General features: G+C 70.5%; 9 protein-coding genes. 3 read left to right on the forward strand and 6 right to left on the reverse strand.

All coding sequences use genetic code 11. The features are described from left to right. Position 1: 1 nt before the first annotated feature. The 6 genes from OKJ99_RS13240 to OKJ99_RS13265 form a co-directional block, all read right to left on the reverse strand. Positions 2–1,510: a Wzz/FepE/Etk N-terminal domain-containing protein gene (locus tag OKJ99_RS13240; protein ID WP_326016260.1), complete on the reverse strand. Its 1,509-nt coding sequence runs from the start codon at positions 1,508–1,510 to the stop codon at positions 2–4. Then, positions 1,507–2,874: a Wzz/FepE/Etk N-terminal domain-containing protein gene (locus tag OKJ99_RS13245; protein ID WP_326016261.1), complete on the reverse strand. Its 1,368-nt coding sequence runs from the start codon at positions 2,872–2,874 to the stop codon at positions 1,507–1,509. The genes OKJ99_RS13240 and OKJ99_RS13245 overlap by 4 nt, the downstream gene beginning before the upstream one ends. After that, positions 2,871–4,118, reverse strand: coding sequence for a glycosyltransferase family 4 protein (locus OKJ99_RS13250; RefSeq protein ID WP_326016262.1), 1,248 nt, complete (start codon positions 4,116–4,118; stop codon positions 2,871–2,873). Before OKJ99_RS13250 ends, OKJ99_RS13245 begins: the two co-directional genes overlap by 4 nt. A gap of 4 nt (positions 4,119–4,122) precedes the next feature. Further along, a complete protein-coding gene (locus OKJ99_RS13255) occupies positions 4,123–5,448 on the reverse strand; it encodes a nucleotide sugar dehydrogenase (protein ID WP_326016263.1) in 1,326 nt (441 codons plus the stop codon). 71 nt (positions 5,449–5,519) lie between these two features. Further along, positions 5,520–7,043, reverse strand: coding sequence for a sugar transferase (locus OKJ99_RS13260; RefSeq protein WP_326016264.1), 1,524 nt, complete (start codon positions 7,041–7,043; stop codon positions 5,520–5,522). A 556-nt stretch (positions 7,044–7,599) separates the two neighbouring features. Then, positions 7,600–9,609, reverse strand: coding sequence for a beta-N-acetylhexosaminidase family protein (locus OKJ99_RS13265; RefSeq protein ID WP_326016265.1), 2,010 nt, complete (start codon positions 9,607–9,609; stop codon positions 7,600–7,602). A gap of 225 nt (positions 9,610–9,834) precedes the next feature. Here OKJ99_RS13265 and OKJ99_RS13270 point away from each other — a divergent pair, with 225 nt between their 5' ends. The 3 genes from OKJ99_RS13270 to OKJ99_RS13280 all read left to right on the forward strand — a co-directional run bounded on the left by OKJ99_RS13270 (position 9,835) and on the right by OKJ99_RS13280 (position 19,186). Beyond that, complete coding sequence (locus tag OKJ99_RS13270) at positions 9,835–10,860, forward strand: hypothetical protein (protein WP_326016266.1); 1,026 nt, start codon at positions 9,835–9,837, stop codon at positions 10,858–10,860. Between the two features lie 84 nt (positions 10,861–10,944). Continuing rightward, the gene (locus OKJ99_RS13275) at positions 10,945–11,667 is read left to right on the forward strand and encodes an AfsR/SARP family transcriptional regulator (RefSeq protein ID WP_326016267.1); all 723 of its coding nucleotides are present in this window, start codon (positions 10,945–10,947) and stop codon (positions 11,665–11,667) included. A gap of 37 nt (positions 11,668–11,704) precedes the next feature. After that, positions 11,705–19,186, forward strand: coding sequence for a SpvB/TcaC N-terminal domain-containing protein (locus tag OKJ99_RS13280; protein ID WP_326016268.1), 7,482 nt, complete (start codon positions 11,705–11,707; stop codon positions 19,184–19,186). The last annotated feature ends 59 nt before the right edge of the window (positions 19,187–19,245 follow it).

Raw genomic sequence — 19,245 nt, forward strand, 5'->3', positions numbered from 1 at the left:
GCTAGCGAGCCTCCTGGTCGTTGTCCACGCCCCGTGCGGCCCACGCGGGCTTGCGCTCCGTGCGCCGCGGGCCCGACCCGTTCTGCCGGGCCTGCCGGTCGCCCCGGCCGCGCAGCGCGGTGTGCAGGCCGTCCCAGAGCGTGCCGTCGGTGCGGTCGCGCCGATCGGGGTCGACGAGCACCACACCGATCACCGGGATGCGCTGCTCGGCGAGTTGGCGCGCCACGGTGTGCAGCCATGCGGCGCTGCCGTACCCGGCCCGCACGACGAGCACGGTCTGGGTGCCGAGGTACTGGAGGTCGGTCCACGCCGTGCCGGGCGCCACGGAGCCGACGCCGATGCGGCGGTCCTGGGGCGCCAGGGCCGCGGCGTGCTCGCCGCCGACGACCCTGGGACCGCCCGGCTGCGGGCGGTGGTCGGCGAGCTCCGGTCCCGGCAGTCCGTCGATGACGGCCACCGGGCCCTCCGCCGCCAGGGCCCCCGCGAGGTCCATCGCGATCGCGCTCGTGGTGCGCGCGCAGCCCAGTTCGAGCAGCGACAGCGGTTCAGCGGATCCGTGCACCGTGCGGGTCAGGGTCGCGGTGAGGCGTTCGCGGGTCGCCCGCGTCCTCCTGCGCCGCCCTCGCCGGGGCAGCTCCGCGATGACGGAGGCGCCCAGGTTCGCCGAGATGTCCCGGCGCAGCACGGGGCGGTCCGCCACCACCGCGCCGACCGCGGACAGGGCGAGCCCGAGGACGAGGCCGAGGACGAGCCCGATCGCGGCGTTGGTGGCGGCCGCCTTGGGCAGCGAGTGCTTCACCGCGCGCGGGGCGTCCACGATCTGCGTACCGGCGACGACCTTGGGCGTTCCGGTGCGGGCCTCCGCGGCCCGCTGGTCGAAGTCGGCGATGCGCGAGTTGAGTTCGGCGCGGCGGGCGAAGAGCGTCTCGGTGACTGCCGAGTCCTTGCGGGCGCTGTCCGGCGACCGGTCGCCGATCTCCTTGTTGACCCGGGCGAGCTCCGCTCGCATCCGGTCGCGCTGGTCGAGCAGGGCCTGGGACTCGGCCTTCGCCGCCGCCTGCATCCGGCGCACATGGTCGGCGACGAACGCGTCGGCGAGCGCCTTGGCCCGGTCCACCGCCAGGGCTTCGCTGTCGGCCGCCACGTCGATCTGCAGCACGTTGTTGGTCAGTCCGGTGCCCCGGTAGTCCTTCATGAAGTCCTCGGGGCGTTCTTGGGACTTGAGGGTCTGCAGGGCGTCTTTGGCGATGCGGGTGGTCCCCAGCACCTCGATGTCGGTCCGGATCAGCGTTCCGGTGTCGTTCGGCTGGTCCTCCTCGTGCGCGACGAGCACCTTGGTCACCGCGCTCGGCGGGGGCGGCAGCAGGACCGCCACCGCCGCGCCGACGATCAGCCCGAGCAGCGCCAGGGCGCCCCACAGGCGACGGCGCCTGCGCACCGCGACCACCAGCGCGTGCAGGTCGAGCAGCGGGGTACCCGCCGACGACTCCGAAGTCCTGTTCGTCGTCACGCCGAGCCTCCCGTCGCGTGGCCACGCACCGCGAGCGCGGGAGTGGCGTGGTCCGGCGGCGGCTCCGCGGCTCCCGCCGGGCGGGCCCTGACAGGACCCGCCACGACGATGCCGACGATCTCGTGCCGTGCGTCCGCGCATGCCTCGGCGATGCCGGCGAGCTCTTCCGCGGTCCAGCTGCCTGCGCTGAGGACGACCACGGCGCCCGATTCGGTGCCGCGGTCCGGCACGATCGGCCGGTCCACCGGCACGACGACCACGCGCAGCACCGGGTCGCCCTTGGCCTCGGCGACGAGCTGCCCCGCGGCCCGCAGGGCGAGCTCGTCGCCGTCCGGGACGACGACCAACAGGCGCCGGGGTGCGGGCAGTTGGGCGCGGACGTGGGCGCACACCCGCCGGTAGCGGGTGCGCCTCGCGGCCTCGTCGCCGGAGCGCTGCGGGGGCGGCACGTCCCATCGGACGTCGGTGCCGAGCAGCCGGCGCAGTCCGGCCCGCGGGCCGCCTCCCTGGGCGTGCTGCGCCCGTTGTTCGCCGGGCACGTCGACGGCTCCGAGGAGCGTCGAGCCGAGCGCGGCGGCGATCTCCTGCTCGGTACGCAGCCGGCGGTTCATCCGGGCGGCGGTGAGATGGCCGATGACCGCGAACAGGAAGAACAGCAGCGCACCGGCGACGATGAGTTGCGTCCTCGTCGGCGGCGACTGGCCGGTCGGCTTGGCGGCCGGGCCCATGACGACCATGCTCGCCTTGTCCGTCGCCGGGTCGGACTCCTCCAGCTTCTTCATGGCCGCCTCCAGCGAGTTGCGCAGGTTCTCCAGCGCGGTGCGGGCCTGCACGCCCTCGACCGTCCGGCCCGGGTCGGCCCCCTCGGCCAGTTCGGTGATCCGGCGGTTGGTCTCCTGCACCTTCTTGCGCAGGGCCTCGGGTCCCGCGGCCGCGTCGGCGTCGGTCGCGCCGCCCGCGATCCGCGCGGAGAACGCGACGAACTGCTGGGCCACGCGGTCGGTGAGCTGCTGCGCGCGCCGCGGGTTCTCGGCCGTGCCGGAGATCGTGATGATGTTGCCGTCGGCGGCCTTGGCCGCCACGCGGTCGCGCAGGTCGCTGCCGTTGACGCCCGCCCAGTCGAGCTTGGCGGCCGCGCGGTCGACGACCGACGAACTCGTGGCGATGTCCACCTGGGTGAGCAGCTCGCGCTCCTCCCACTGGCCGGGCAGCAGCACCGAGGCCGACGCCGTGTACCGCGGGGGGAACACCACGGAGATGCCGTAGCCGACGAGCGCGCCCACCACGGTGAGGACGGCGAGCAGCCGCCACCTTCGACGCAGAATCCGGCCGATCGTGACCAGGCGGATCGTGTCCTCGCTCAACGCCGCCGCCTCCTCCTTGCCTGGGCGGGTCCGCGCTTGGCCACCGCGGCGGCGTAGGCGGCGAGCAGTGACTCCTGCGAGTTCCGCCAGGACAGCGGGCCGCCGATCCGCTCCTGGCCGAGCTTGCCCATCCGGGCCCGCTGCTCGGGGTCGTCCAGCAGCCGCGCGATGAGACCGGCGAATTCGGCCTCGTCGTTGGCACGCGCGTAGAGCGCCGCTTCACCTGCGGAGACGCGCGCCTCTCTGAGATCGAAGGAGACGATGGGCCGGCCCATCGCCATGTACTCCAGGACCTTGTTCATGGTCGATACGTCGTTGAGCGGGTTGCGCGGGTCGGGCGAGAGGCAGACGTCCGCGGTGGACAGGTAGCGCACCAGGTCGGCGTCCGGGATGCGCCCGGTGAACTCCACCTGGTCCGCGAGCCCGAGCTCGCGGGACAGCTCCACCATCGCGTCGAAGGCGTCGCCGGAGCCGACGAACACGGCGTGCCAGTCGGTCCGCCCGAGTCCGTCGCGCAGCTTGGCGAGGGACCGCAGGGCGTAGTCGACGCCGTCCTGGGGCCCCATCACGCCGAGGTAGCACAGCAGATGGGGCTTGCCGCGCTTCAACTCCGGCTCGGGCGGCACGGGTTGGAAGCGGTCGACCTGGGGCGCGCTGCGCACCACGAAGACGTCCTCCGGCCGTTTGCCGCCGCGGCCGAGCGCGACGTCGCGGTAGCTCTCGTTCGTGGCGAGCACGACGTCAGCGGCCCGGTAGGTCCGCCGCTCCAGGGCGCACACCGCACGGTGGAGCAGGTCCTCGCCGCGGTCGAAGCGCGAGAGGTACAGCTCGGGCACCAGGTCGTGCTGGTCGAAGACGAACTGCGCGCCGCGCCGCCTCAGCCACCGGGCCGCCAGGAACAGCAGGTCCGGGGGGTTGCAGGCGTGGACGACGTGGACCGGTCCCACCTTGCGGGCGAGCCGGGCCGTGTGCCACAGGGCCGATCCGTACTCCCGCAGATAGCCGGCCGGTCCCCCGGTGGCGGCGCGCAGCGGGTAGCGGTGGATCCGCACCCCGTCGATCACCGTCTCCGGCTCCGTGTCCCGCTTCGTCCCCTGCGGGCAGATGACGTGCACGGTCCAGCCCGCGTCGCGCAGCGTCGTGCACTCCTGCCACACCCGCCGGTCGAAGGGGACCGACAGGTTCTCCACCAGGACCAGCGCGCGCCGCTCGGGGCCGCCGTCGCGGGTTGCCTCTTCGTTCATCGCGTCACCAAGCAAGGCCCATGTACCCCGGTTCGGCCCGACGCGCCTCGGCGTCGGGAAGGCGGACGAGATCGACGATCGCCGGGCCGCCGCTGAGGGGCAGCGCCGACAGGACGGCCTGATCTCTGGTGCCGACGAGGCACACCTCTGCGTGGTCGAGCACCTCGTCGACGGAGTCCGCGAGCAGCTGCGCGAGGTGCGGGAGCCGGCCCTCGATGTACTCGCGGTTGGCGCCCATCAGCCGGGAGAGGCTCACGTTGGCGTCGTAGATCTTGAGGTCGTACCCCTTGCCGTAGAGCCGCTCCGCCAGTTCGACGAGCGGGCTCTCGCGCAGGTCGTCGGTGCCCGGCTTGAAGGACAGGCCGAACAGGCCCACCTTGCGCTTGCCGGTGCGTTCGACGAGCTCCACCGCGCGCTGCAAGTGGTCGGCGTTGGACGCCAGGACGTGGGACAGGATCGGCACGGAGACGTCGGCCCGGCGCGCCGCGTGGACGAGGCTGCGCAGGTCCTTGGGCAGGCAGGAGCCGCCGAAGGCGAAGCCGGGCCGCAGGTAGGCGGGGCTGATGTTGAGCTTGCGGTCGGCGAGGAAGACGTCCATCACCTGGTGCGAGTCGACGCCCAACGCCTGGCACACGGCGCCCAGTTCGTTGGCGAAGCCGATCTTGAGGCCGTGGAACGAGTTGTCCGCGTACTTGATCGCCTCGGCGACCGGGACAGGCACCCGGAACACCTCGCCGGGCAGCCCTTCGTACAACTGGGCCACCACGTCGCCACTGGCCTGGTCCAGTTGGCCGATGACGGTCTTGGGCGGGTCGAAGAAGTCCCGCACGCTCGTGCCCTCGCGCAGGAACTCCGGGTTGACCGCGACGCCGAAGTCGACGCCCGCCGTGCCGCCGAGGCTCTTCTCCAGGATCGGCACCAGCAGGTTCAGGCAGGTGCCCGGCAGCATGGTGCTGCGGAACACGACCGTGTGCCGGCCGCCCTTCTGCCCGCGTTCGGCCAGCGCGGCGCCGATCTGCTCGGCGACCCGCTCCAAGTACGTGGTGCACAGGCTGCCGTTGGGCTCCGACGGCGTGCCGACGCAGATCAGCGACACGTCGCTCTCCATGATCGCCTCATGGACGTCGCGGGTGGCGCGCAGGGCCCCGGTCCGCACGACCTCGGCGGTGAGCTCGCCGATGCGTTCCTCGACCACGGGGGCCCTGCCGTTGTTGACCAGGTCCACCTTCGCCTGGTTCACGTCCACGCCGATGACCTCGTGGCCCTGTCCTGCCAGGCATGCCGCCGACACACAGCCGACGTAGCCGAGCCCTAGGACGCTGATCCTCATTCCCGTTCCTCCCCCAGAGCAGGCCTTGGTGACCTGCCGTCCATACGCCGACGAGTCGGCGCCCCCCTGCTTCAGTAGGCCCCTTGTCCGTGGAGCACGGCCCGCAGCGTCTTCCACAAGATCACCGTGTCCAGGGCGAGCGACCAGTCCTCGACGTAGCGCAGGTCGAGGCGGACCGCCTCCTCCCACGGCAGGTCGCTGCGCCCGCTTATCTGCCACAGCCCGGTGAGGCCGGGCTTGACCAGCAGCCGCCGCCGGATGTCCGGGCCGTACGCCGCGGATTCCTCGGGCAGCGGAGGCCGCGGGCCGACGAGCGACATCGATCCGGTCAACACGTTGAACAGCTGCGGGAGTTCGTCGAGCGAGTAGCGGCGCAGCACGTGCCCCACCTTGGTCACCCGCGGATCCCTCCGGAGCTTGAACAGCAGCCCCGCCCCGTCGTTCCGGTCGGCGAGACCGGCCCGCTTCCCATGGGCCCCGTCCTCCATGGTGCGGAACTTGACGATGGTGAACTCGCGGCCGTCCTTGCCCACCCTGCGCTGCCGGTAGAACACCCCGCCGGGGCTGTCCATGAGAACGGACAGGCCGACGAGCACCATGAGCGGCGCGAACAGCAGGATCAGGAACAGCGCGCCCAGCCGGTCGACGATCTCCTTGATCGCCCGGCGCCCCCCGGTGAACGCCGGCATGCTGACCCGCAGCAGCGGTATCCCCAGTACCGCGTCGACGTGCAGCCGCGGCCCCGCCACCTCCATCAGCACGGGGGCCACGACCATTTCGGCGTCGCTGCCCTCGAGGTTCCAGGCCAGCCGCTGCAGCCGGTCCGGTGTCCAGTGCGGGTCCGGGGTGACCGCGACGACCCGGTAGCCGTCGCGCGAGACGTGGCTCGCGACGTCCGTCAGGGGGCCGACGACCGGCACCCCGTCCAGATGGTCACCGCCGAGCACATGACCGTCCGTCGTGCAGACCGCCTCCACCTGCCAGCCGATGTGCGGGAACTTGCGCGTTCTGCTGATCAGGTCGCGCACGGTGGCCGGACTCCCTGCGGCCAGCACCGGACGCAGACAACGTCCTTCCTTGCGCTGTCTGTGCAGCCAAAGCCGCAGCAGATAGCGCGCGGTCATCGTCACCAGCGCGATCGCGGGGATCGCGACGAAGATCCAGAGCTTGATGTTCCGCGAGGTGAGGGCGATCCCGCCGAGCGCGAGGACGACGGTCGCCGCGAACAGCGATCGTCCGAGCCGGCGGAATTCCTCGGCGCCCTGGCCGAGCACGGCCGGGGCCCAGGAGCGGCTCACCGCGAGCGCCCCCAGCACCAGCAACTCGGTGCCGAAAGCGAGGATCTTCCACTTCTCGTGCCAGTTGGCCGCGTCCCTGACCCCGAAGAAGCCGCCGAAGGCCGCCACCACGAAGGCGGTCGCCACCGTATCGCTGATGATCACGATGCGGCGGTAACGCTGCTCCCAGTCGCTCGCGGGCCGACGCAGTGCCCCGTTCACCGGCCGCCCGCGGACCGGAGGGAACGGGCTGACTAATTCCCCCTGCTGTACATCCCCGTCTCGGTCGCCAGCGGGTTCGACGTGCTCGCCCAACACGGTTACTCCCCCCTCGGGAGGCCGCCGCCCCCCGTGCTGTTTCCCCTCCTCGGGAGGCCCCCCGCCCCCCGTACCGCGCTGCTCCTCCCCCTCGGGAGGCCCCCGCCTCCCGCGCATGACTCACCGGCTGGTTCAGCGCCGCGCAAGCAGTCCGCTCAGTCGGTGGCGGACCTGACGCGCTGCCCCGGGATCCGATGGCCGAGGCATTCGGGAATCCCTCGACCTCTGGGGCGCTCCCCGCGCTCCGGTTCCCCTGTCGGGCACCACGAAAAGATCACCCCCCGTTCGATTCCGGCGCAGCCGCGGTCGGTCGCGCTCCGCACCGGCCCCCATAGATCATCATTTGTCGCCTAGTGTCCCGGCATGTGAAGCACGGTCAATCTAGACCATTGAGGCCGCCCATAGAGAGGGATGTGTGGAATTTGTGGTCAAGGTTTGAAGTTGCCTCCACGATCAGCCAACTTCGGCGGGATGTAGCCCCTGCACACCGGCGCGGAACCCCGGAAACGACAACGCCCGCCCCGGTCGGATACCGGGGCGGGCGTCAGCGGTCGTGTCACATCTGGGGCGCCTGCTCGATGAAGGTGTCCAGCACTCCGTCGGCCACCTTGATCGGGCCCTGCGGACGGGTGGTGTCAGGGATGGTGGTGATGGCCGAGGCCTGCTTCGCCAGGTCGGCCGCCTTCGCGAAGTCCGCTTCCCCGCTGCCGGAGTTGAGCTGGGCGCGAAGCCCGTCCAGGGTGGCGTTGAGCGCGCCGCCCCACAGGTCGAGGGCGTCGAGCCACGGCTTCGTCTGCGCCAGGAAGGCCTCGTCCCGCATTCCGGCGCGAATCCGCTCCGGGGCCCCGGAGAGCACGTCGGCGTAGGCCGAAATCTTGCGCAGGGCGGCCTGCCGGTCGGCGCGGGATCCGCCGTCCCACTCCTTGCGGAACTCCGCGAGGCGCGAGGCGAGTTCGGGCGCCTGCGGCTGCCAGTTCGTGTCGCCGAAGGTCGGCGCGAGGTGCTGGGTGTCGAAGAAGGCGAGCAGGGCCTTCGCGGTCCCCTGGTCACCGCCGGCCAGGTAGTCGGCGGACGCGCGCCAGGTGCGGTCGGCATCGTAGTTCTCGTCGTTCCAGGCGAACGACGCGCCGCCGAAGAGCGCGACCTTGCTCGGCGCCGCCTGGTTCATCGGGTTGAGCACGATGCCGCTCAACTCCTTGTGCAGACCGGCTTCCCGCTTGTCGTACGGGGCCATCAGGAGCCGTCCGGTGGTCTGCCCGTAGTCGTTGACCGGATAGTTGTCCCAGAGGAACACCTTGCGCCCCCACACCGTGGACGCGGCCTTCGCGTCCGCGAGACTGATGGAGGGCGGCACGACGTCCGTGCCGGTCCACTGCACGACGACCTTCGGGTCCAGCTTCTCGCGCAGCACCGACTTGTACGCGGAGTCCGCCGTGTCGGAGTACTCGGTGGGCACGAACTGGAGCGGCTTGGCGCCCTCATGGGTGTCGATGAAGTCCTGCTGTACCGCGTTCAGCAGATCGGCCTGCGCCTGCCCCGCGGCGGCCCGGCCCGGCGCCCCGTACTTCGCCTGGTCGGCATCGCAGTTCCACTTGGTGTAGCTGATGTCGTCGAGCGCCACATAGAAGCTGCGGGCGCCCTGGTCGTAGAGCGAGCCCAGCTTCTCCTTCAGCGCCTTCACGTCATCGGGATCGCTGTAGCAGACGGAGAGCCCCGGGGAGAGGGCGTACGTGAAGTCGACATGGTGGACGGCGGCCTGCTCGATCAACTCGCGCAGATCGGCAAGCTTGTCCGCGGGATACGGGGTCCGCCACTTCTCCCGCAGGTACGTGTCGTCCTTCGGCGTGTAGATGTACGTGTTGGCCTTGACGTCGCCGTAGAAGGCGAGTTGGTCGACGCGGTCGCTGTGCGACCAGGGCGCGCCGTAGAAACCCTCGATGCTGCCGCGCAGCGGCATGCTCGGGTAGTCGGTGATCGAGACGGAGGCGATGGTGTGCGCCCCGGTCACCAGCTGACGCAGCGTCTGGGCGGCGTAGTAGACACCGTCGCCGTCGTTGCCCGCGAGGACAACGATGTCAGACTCGGCGGCGCCCCGGGACGCGAGCGAGTAGCCCTCCGGGTTCAGGGTGTCGGGCACGGTGCCGCCCGCGGTCTTCAGTGCGGATGCCACCGCGGTGTCCTTGATGGATCCGGCCACCACGGTCAACTCACCACGCGCCGGTGCCTTCTTGGCGGCGTCAGCGGCCTTGACGGTGTCGACGGAACGGGCCCCGGCCGCGGTCAGCGCGCGCTTGATGACATCGACGCTGGACGCGTCGACGCCGTCACCGAGGACGAGACGCACCCGGCTCGGCACCCGCAGATCGGCGCCCGCCGATCTCATGTCCTGCGGGGTGGGCGTGACCACGGGCAACTTCTTCGCCGCCGAACCGGCGCCGGCCGCGCCCTGCGCACCGTCGAACGCCTGGGCGGGCGCGGCGACCGCCCCCAGGGTCAGCAGGAGCGCGGCACCGGCGAGCGCGGAGCGGGAAACATGGGGACGACAGGACGAATGACGTTCAGACATACGGGACACTGCACCTCCATGGAAGCGGACCCTCGCCTTCGGGCGAGAGCGCGTGGTCTAAACCACCACCCATCCAGGGCGGTGTCAAGATCCCCTAACCGAGGAGGAGTTGCTCGCTCCGGTTGAACGGGGATGCCGGTGACGCGTGATTGACGTCTGGTTGACGGCCCACTGACGGCCGACGTCTACCGTGCCCGGATCGGACGAGACGGACCGGGGGCGGTCATGGAGCCGAGAAAGCAGGGCACTTGGCGGTTCTGGCCGTCGGGGCCGGGCTGGGCGCTGGTGACGAGCACGATCCTGCTGGCCGCACTCGTCACGGGCTTCTTCCTGCTCAGAGAGTTCGCCGACTGGCCCGGTGCGGACCTCGAACCCGGCGTGCTGATAGCCATCCTGGTCATCTCGTCCGTGCCGGTGCTGCTGATGCTGCTCGAGGCGGTCGCGGCCAGAGGCGGATCCCTGGGCGGGTTCGGCTTCACCCTCAACTTCGGCGCGGTCGCCGAGGCCGCCGCGGAGCAACCTCCGACGGGTGACGTCCCCCGCAACATGGGCGCGTCCGAAGGCCTGGACATCGCCGACAGCGCGGGACCCCAAGTCCTGGACGCGATCAACGAGTTCGCCAAGAACGAGGTCGCCATCATCGATCTGCAGGACGGCACCGCCTGGTGGGAGACGCGGCTGGCCGTCGTCTGCGCGGGCGCGCGCCGATTGGGAAGTCCACGGGCGATCGCGTTCGTCGCCACGGACGCGGGTCGCCCGCGCGTGTTCCAGGGCTGGGCGGAGCCGGCGCACATGCTGAACGCGCTGGCGGCATCCGACCAGGCACTGCGGCAGGCACTCGACCGCGCGGCGGTGTTCGCGGCCCAGTGGAACCAGGTCCTGCAGCCCACACCGGCTGCGACCGGCAATCCGCAGTACCAGAACCTCGCCTTCACGGGGGCCGTGCGCAGGACCGACACGCACGAACAGATTCTCCTTCACGAGATGCACGCGCTGGAGAAGACGGGTCCGAAGAAGATCAGCATCATCAGGTTGAACGACCTCTTCCGTGCCTTCCTGAACACGGAAACCCTCGATGAATCCCTGCCGGAAGAGCAGTGGCTGCGGACCGTCTTCTGCACCCGCACCGACTATCTCGCCGTGACACGAAGGGGCCGCTACATGGGGCTCGCCTCGCGCACCACACTGCTCACAGACCTGTACCGGAACAGGCTCTTCCCCGGCCTGAACTGTGACGACGCACGCGGATAGGTGCCGCGAGACTGATGGCCCGTTCATGGCGGCGTCCCTATCCTGCGGGAGATGCACGGCACCGCATCTCTCGGGGGAGGCACGATGCGCGGACAACCGGCCGGTGCGGTGAGCGTTCAGCTCCTGCAAGGGTTCACCCTCAACGTCGACGGCACCTGGGTGCCCACGGCCGGCAGCGCCCAACGCCTGATCGCATACCTGGCCGTGCGGCGCCGCCCCCTGAGCCGCTCTCACGTGGCGGAATCCCTGTGGCCGGACACGCCTCCGGACAAGGCCGCGGCCAATCTTCGTTCGACTCTGTGGCGGGTCCACAAGTCGTGCCCGTGCACACTGAACGGCTCGGCACCGCACCTTCTGCTCGCCCCGGAGGTGACCGTCGACCTGAACACCGTGCAGGACCGGGCGCACCGGCTGCTCGACCGCGCTACGCCGTGCGACGACCTACTGACACCGCAAACGTGCGCCGAACTCTCGGTCGACCTGCTCCCCGACTGGTCCGACGAGTGGCTGATCGCGGTGCGCGAACGCCACCACCATCTGCGCCTGCACGCGCTGGAGACACTCTGCGAGCGCCTTTCCCGCGCCGGCCGCCACGGCGAGTCGATCGAGGCCGGCCTCGCCGCCGTGCACGCCGAACCCTTGCGGGAGAGCGCCCACGCGACCCTCATCAGGGCACACGTCGCCGCAGGCAACCGCTGGGAAGCGGCACGCCAGTACGAGCGGTGCCGCCGCATCCTCCTGCGGGAGATCGCCCTGGAACCGACACCCGAACTACGAAGCCTGCTTCCTGCTCCACTCGTCCGCTGACACCGGACGGCCCCTGCCCCACGAGAGGGGGTGTGCCGTGACGGATACCGCTTCGGACACACCGGGCGCTTCGACCGGGACACCGTTCGTGCCTCCGGCGATCTCCGTGCCCAAGGGGGGCGGTGCGATCCGTGGCATCGACGAGAAGTTCACCGCCACGCCCGCCACCGGCACGGGCACCGTGAGCGTCCCGGTGGCCACCAGCCCCGGCCGGTCCGGCTTCGGCCCGCAGCTGTCGCTGTCGTACGACTCCGGCACGGGCAACGGCCTCTTCGGATTCGGCTGGCGGCTGTCGGCATCGGCGATCACCCGGCGGACGGACCGCGGGGTGCCCCGCTACCACGACGTGCATCCCGAGAGCGACGACTTCCTGTTCAACGGCGAAGAACTCGTCCCCGAACTCTCCCGGCAGCCGGACGGCACCTGGACCCACCCCGTCACCCACCGCCCGCCGACGAGCGGGCCGCGCTGGCGGATCGAACGCTACCGGCCGCGCGTCGAGGGCAGCTTCGCCCGGACCGAGCGCTGGACCGACCTCGATTCGGGCATCGCCCACTGGCGCACGATCTCCCGGGACAACGTCACCACGCTCTACGGCCGCACCGCGGAGTCCCGCGTCCACGACCCCGCGGATCCGCGACGCGTCTTCAGCTGGCTGATCTGCGAGACCTTCGACGACCGCGGAAACGCGGTGCTCTACCGCTACAAACCGGAGGATGCCGCCGACACCCACCCCGCCCGACCGAACGAGCGCAATCGCAGCCGGGGAGCGGCCCGGCACATCAAGCGCATCCTGTATGGAAACCGCACTCCTCGCGCCACGGACGAGGACCTCACGCAGCGCACCGACTGGATGTTCGAGGTCGTCCTCGACTACGGCGAGCACGGCGACGACACCCCCGACGAGCGGGCGATCTGGCCCTGTCGGGAGGACCCGTTCTCCACGTACCGCGCGGGCTTCGAGATCCGTACGTACCGGCTGTGCCGCCGGGTCCTCATGTTCCACCACTTCAAGGACGAGCCGGGGGTGGGCGCGAACTGTCTGGTGCGCTCGACGGAACTCACGTACGTCCAGGGCCCGGTGGCCTCGTTCCTGACCTCGGTGACGAGCAGGGGGTACGCGCCCGGCCTCGTGTCGCGCGCCCTGCCGCCGCTCGAATTCGAGTACAGCGCGGCGCGGATCAGCGATGTGCTGCGGGATCTCGACGCGGTCAGTGCGCGCAATCTGCCGGACGGCATCGACGGTGACTCGGTCCAGTGGACGGATCTCGCGGGTACGGGGGTCTCCGGCGCCCTCCTCAAGCAGCCGGACGGCTGGCTGTACAAGGCCAACCTCAGCCCGCTCGACCCCGATCCGGACCGGGCCGCGCTCGGCCCCGCCGTCCCGGTGCCGACCCGGCCGACGACAACGGGCGGCGCTCAATTCGGCGCGGACGGATCCCAGTTGATGGATCTGGACGGTGACGGTCGCCTCGATCTGGTCCGCCTGGACCGCACCCCGGCCGGGTTCAACGAGCGTGCCGGGAGCGGCGGTTGGGCTCCGTTCACCGTCTTCGGCTCACTGCCCGCCCTCGACTGGGACTCCCCCGACCTGCGCTTCGTCGACCTCACCGGAGACGGCACCGCCGATGTCCTGCTGACCGAGGACCGGGCGCTGACCTGGTACCCGTCGCTGCACGGGGACGGCTTCGCAGCGGCCGAGGACATGCCGTGGCCGCGGGACGAGGAGGCGGGCCCGGCAGTCCGCTTCGCGGACGGCACGGAGAGTGTGTTCACCGCGGACATGTGCGGGGACGGACTGTCGGCACTGGTCCGGATCCGCAACGGCGAGATCTGCTACTGGCCGAACCTGGGACACGGCCGCTTCGGGCCGAAGGTCACGATGGACGACGCGCCCGTCCTCGCCCCGCCCGACCGCTTCGACCCCCGCAGGGCCCTCCTCCTCGACGTCGACGGAACCGGCTGCGCGGACCTGTGCTACTTCGCCGACGACGGTGTGCGCCTCTACCTCAACCAGTCGGGCAACGGCTGGGGAAACCCACGGGAGTTGACAGCGCTGCCGCCCGGCACCCAGGCCGCCGACACGACGGTGACCGACCTCCTCGGCAACGGCACGGCCTGCCTCGTGCTCTCCTCCCCCTCGACGGCGGCCGTCACCCGGCGGCCGGTGCGCTACCTGGACCTCATGGGAGGCGTGAAGCCCCATCTGCTCACGAAGATGCGCAACAACCTCGGTGCGGAGACCACCATCACCTACGCCTCGTCGGCCAAGTTCGCGCTTCAGGACGAGGCCGCGGGCCGCCCCTGGATCACCCGGCTCCCGTTCCCGGTGCACGTGGTGGAGCGGACGGAGACGTACGACCGGATCGGCCGCTGCCGCTTCGTCACCCGCTACGCGTACCACCACGGTCACTACGAGGACCGGGAGTTCCGCGGCTTCGCGCGGGTCGAGCAGTACGACGCGGAGGCGTTCGACGTCGCGGAGACGGCACCCGCGAACATCGACGCCGCCTCGCACCTGCCGTCGGCGCTCACGACCACCTGGTTCCACACCGGGGCGTGCGAGGAGGGCGACGCGGTCTCGCTGCACCTGGCCGCCGAGTACTACCGCGAGCCCGGCCTCCCGCCCGCGGAGCTGCCCGACACTCCGCTCCCGGACACGCTGTTGACGCCGAGGGGGCGTCACCCGTTCCCGCTGGGCCCGGCGGAGGAGCGGGAGGTGCGGCGCGCCCTCAAGGGCTCGGTGCTGCGCACGGAGGTGCGGGCGCTCGACGGCACGACGATGCCGTACACCGTCACGGAGCAGAACTTCGGCGTCGAACTCCTCCAGCCGGTCGCAGGCGGCAATCGGTACGCCGTGGTCTTCCTACGGCCGCGGGAGTCCATCGAGCTGCACTACGAGCGCCGACTGCGGGAGGTGGCGGGCAAGCAGGTCGCCGACCCACGGGTCGGCCACACCCTGACCCTGGACGTCGACGCCTATGGCGACGTCCTCACCTCGGTCACGGTGGCCTACGGCAGGCGGCACGACGACCCGTCCCTCCCCCAGGAGGACCGGGACCGGCAGCGGCGCTCCCGAGTGACCTGCACGGAAAGCGCCTACACCGCCGCCGTGGACACGGACGACGCGCACCGCGCTCCCCTGCCGAGCGAGACCCGCACCTACGAGCTGCTGAATGTCGCCGACGGCCCCGCGCCGCTCGCCTTCGGCACCGTCGCGCAGCGGGTGGCGCAGGCGGCGCAGGCCGCCGAGATCCCGTACGAGAACCACGACGCGAAGAACATCGGCGCCGCACCCCGACGACGTCGGATCGATCAACTCCGCACGCTCTACCGGGCGGACGACCTGTCGGGTCTGCTGCCGTTGCACCAGATGGGGCCGCTGGCGCTGCCCGGCGAGACGTACACCTTGGCGTTCACGGCGGGAGTGCTCGCCGAGCAGTACGCCCGGGGCACCGAGACCCTGATCCAGCCGGGCATGCTCGCCGCGGCCGGCTACCGCTCCGGGGCAAGCCTGAAGCCACTGTTCCCGCCCGCGGACGCCGACGACCACTGGTGGCTGCCGTCCGGGACGGTCTTCTACTCCCCCGACCCGGGCCACAGCGCGCAGCAGGAACTCGCCCTCGCGCGGGGCAACTTCTTCCTGCCGTGCCGCTTCCGCGACCCGTTCGCAGCCGACACGGTCGTCACGTACGACACACCACACCATCTGCTGATGCGCGAGACCCTCGACCCGGTGGGCAACCGCGTCTCGGCGACCCTCGACTACCGGGTCCTGCGGCCGAGCGCGGTCACGGACCCCAACCGCAACCGCACGGTCGTCGCCTTCGACAGCCTGGGCATGATCGTCGCGACGGCCGTGCAGGGCAAGAACGGTGAGGGTGACTCGCTGGACGGCACGGTCGTGGACCTGCCAGAGGCCACCGTGTCCGCGTATCTGGCCGATCCGCTGAGCAATCCGGCGCCGCTGCTGAAGCGAGCGACCACCCGCCTCGTCCACGACCTGTTCGCCTACCACCGCACGCGCCACCTCGCGGCCCCCGCTCCACCCCTCGTAGCACTGCTGTCACGCGAGACACACGACGCGGACGGCCCGACCACCCGCATCCAGCACCGGTTCAGCTACTCCGACGGGTTCGGCAGGGAGATCCAGAGCAAGGTGCGCGCCGAGCCCGCGGGCCCGAACATCCAATGGCTGTGCACCGGTTGGACGATCTTCAACAACAAGGGCAGCCCGTTCCGCACCTACGAGCCGTCCTTCACCCCTCTGCATACCTTCCAGTTCGCGAAGCAGGTCGGGGTCAGCACGATCCTCCTCTACGACCCCGTGCAGCGGGTCGTCGCGACCGTCCACCCACATCACGCGTACGAGAAGACGGTCTTCGACGCCTGGCACCAGACGACGTGGGACGTCAACGACACCGTGGCACGGGAGGACCCGCGCTCCGACCCCGATGTGGGCGCGTTGATCGCACGGCTGCCGGAGGGCGACGTGCTGCCCACGTGGTACACGGTGCGCAAGTGCGGCGCCCTCGGCGGCCGGGAGAAGGAGGCCGCCGCCAAGGCGCTCGGACATGCGGGTACGCCGTCGCGCACCGACCTGGACGCGTTGGGGCGAGTGTTCCGGACGGAGACGCACAACCGTTTCGTACGCTCCGGGGCGATCGTCGAAGAGCGGTACGTGACAAGGGAGTTCACGGACATCGAGGGCAACGCCCGCTCGGTGTGGGACGCACGGGGACACCTCGTGATGACCTACGGCTACGGCCTGGTCGGCAACCGGATCCGCGCGGCGAGCATGGAAGCGGGCACGCGCTGGACGCTGAACGACGCGCTCGGCAAGCCGCTGTTCACGTGGGACAGCCAGAACCGGCGCGTCGAGACGCGCTACGACGCGGCCCGCCGTCCGCTCGAAGTACGGCTGCGCACTGGGGTGTCGGGCACCGGTTCCCTCATCGAGAAGACGGAGTACGGCGAGGCCCAGGGCGACGCGGAGAACATGCGCGGCAAGCTCTACCGGACCTTCGATGCGGCCGGGATCGTGACGAGCGACCGCTACGACTTCAAGGGCAACCTGCTACGCAGTCGCCGCCGGCTCTGCACCAACTACCGCGAACCACCGGACTGGTCGGCCAACCCGCCACTGGAGCCCGCGCTTCCCGCGGCCGCCACGACCTTCGACGCACTCAACCGTCCGACCTCGCGGACGACGCCGGACGGCAGCACGACCCTCCTCACGTACAACGAGGGCGGTCTGCTGGAGACGGTCTCGGTGCGGGTGGCCGGAGCCGCGGCCAAAGTGTTCGTGCAGGGCATCGACTACGACGCCAAGGGACAGCGCCGGCGCATCGAGTACGGCAACGGCGCGGCGACGACCTACCGCTACGACAGCGCGACCTACCGCCTCACCGAACTGCGCACCGTGCGCGACGCGACACCCGCCACGGTCCAGCACCTCACGTACACCTACGACCCCGTGGGCAACGTCATCGACATCCGCGACGACGCGCAGCAGACGGTCTTCTTCAAGAACGCGCGGGTCGAGCCGCACACCTCGTACACCTACGACGCGGTGTACCGGCTGGTGGAGGCCGTGGGCCGGGAGCACACGGGCCAGGCGGGCGCGGCGCCACGCCCACCGACCGCCACGGACCTGCCGGTCGTCGCGCACCCCGACGACGGCACGGCGCTGGCCGGTTACCGGGAGGAGTACACGTACGACGCGGTCGGGAACCTCGACCTCTTGGTGCATCGCGGGACCGACCCCGCGCACTCGGGCTGGACCCGCGACTTCACGTACGCCGCGTCGAGCAACCGTTTGTCGAGCTCGACGCTCAGCGGTGTGACGGGTACGGAGACATTCCGCTACGACGAGCACGGCAACACGCTGGAGATGCCGCACCTGGCGGTGATGCGCTGGAACCACCGGGACCAACTCCAGTCTTCGGCACATGACGTGGGCCCGACCGATGGCGCACCGGAGACCACGTACTACGTGTACGACTCGACGGGCGAGCGGGTCCGCAAGGTCACGGACAAGCAGCGCGCGGGTCCGTCGGATGCCGCTGTCCCGCTGCGGGAGCGGGTGTATCTGGGCGGGGTCGAGTTCTACCGCGAGTACAACGGCGACGGCACGGCCACGACCCTGGAGCGGGCGGCCCTGCACGTCATGGATGACACGGGTCGCATCGCCCTGGTGGAACACCGCGTCAAGGGAACGGACGGATCCCCGGCGGAATTGACGCGCTACCAGCTGGGCAATCATCTCGGCTCAGCGACGGTCGAGCTAGCCGACGACGGCGAGGTCATCACGTACGAGGAGTATTTCCCTTACGGCAGCTCGGCGTTCCGCTCGGCGGGCACGCAGACGAACATTCCGAAGCGATACCGCTACTCGGCCATGGAACACGACGAGGAAAACGGCCTCGCCTATCACGGGGCCCGGTACTACGTGCCGTGGTTGGGCCGGTGGAGCAGCTGCGATCCGAGCGGGACGCAGGGCGGCATCAACCTCTACCGCTACGGCTCGTCGAACCCCGTGCGCTTCGTCGATACCCATGGCCGGGACACCTTGGACAAGGTCGGCGGCTACTACGCCGGATTCTGGGACTCCGTCATCGGCACGCAGGTCGACATGCTCTTCAAGCGGGAGGAATTCCGGGAGTCCTACGCGCGGTCCCGCGAGATCTTCGACTGGAGGAAGTTCCCTTCAGTCGTCGCCGCCCGCAAGGACGTGATCAGCAACAAGTACTCGGCCAACATCGCCGGCGGGACGCTGGGCCTCATGAGCGGCTTCGTCCCTGGGGCTCCGGACGGCTCGGACCTGCCGGAGTCGGTGCAGTACTCGTACTCGATGATGCGGTTCGCCTCGACCAACGCGACAGCGATCGTCGGCCACGTCGAGACATTCGGAGCCCTGCGTATGCCCCCTTCCCCGCCGCTGGGCCCTCCACCGGCACCGGCCGCGGTCGGCGTCGTCGCGGCTCCCGTGGTCGTGGAGATGCAGGTCTCGTCGGTACTCATGGCCGCGAGCTCCGGCGGGAAGGGCGCGCCGTCGGCTCCGACCAATGGCAAGGAGTGGGCGGAGAAGTGGAAGAAGGAGGAAGTGCGGGGAAAGGAGTTCCGCGAGAAAGAGAACGGCCCGGACACCATCGACCGTGAGATCGAGGTGTGGGTCGAGGAGGACCCCTCCTCCCCGTGGCGGAAGGCCCCAGGTATTCGCATCGACGCGGCGAATCAGGCCAAACGGCTCATGGAGGAATGGACGACGCCCAATCAGATCGCACAGACCGCCCCCGGAGCCGGGAAGTGGGACCAGATAATCCGGCGGATGGGTCTCTGGCAGGAGGCGCGGGACAACGGCTGGCGGCTGCACGGCTGGTCACAGGTGAGCGGAAAGTACATCGGCGATATCACCGACTGGCAACTGCTCACGACGAAGTACCCGCACTGGAACTGGCCTTCGGTCGAGCCGGTCGCGCCCGCCGCTGCCCCGCCGGTAGGCCCGAAGCCGAAGTGACGGGCGAAGGCGCCCACCGTCAGTGAGGTTCATCCCGATTTTCAGGAGGCATGCCATGG

This window comes from Streptomyces endophyticus (assembly GCF_035798155.1).
GTDB classification, from domain to species: Bacteria; Actinomycetota; Actinomycetes; order Streptomycetales; family Streptomycetaceae; genus Streptomyces; species Streptomyces endophyticus.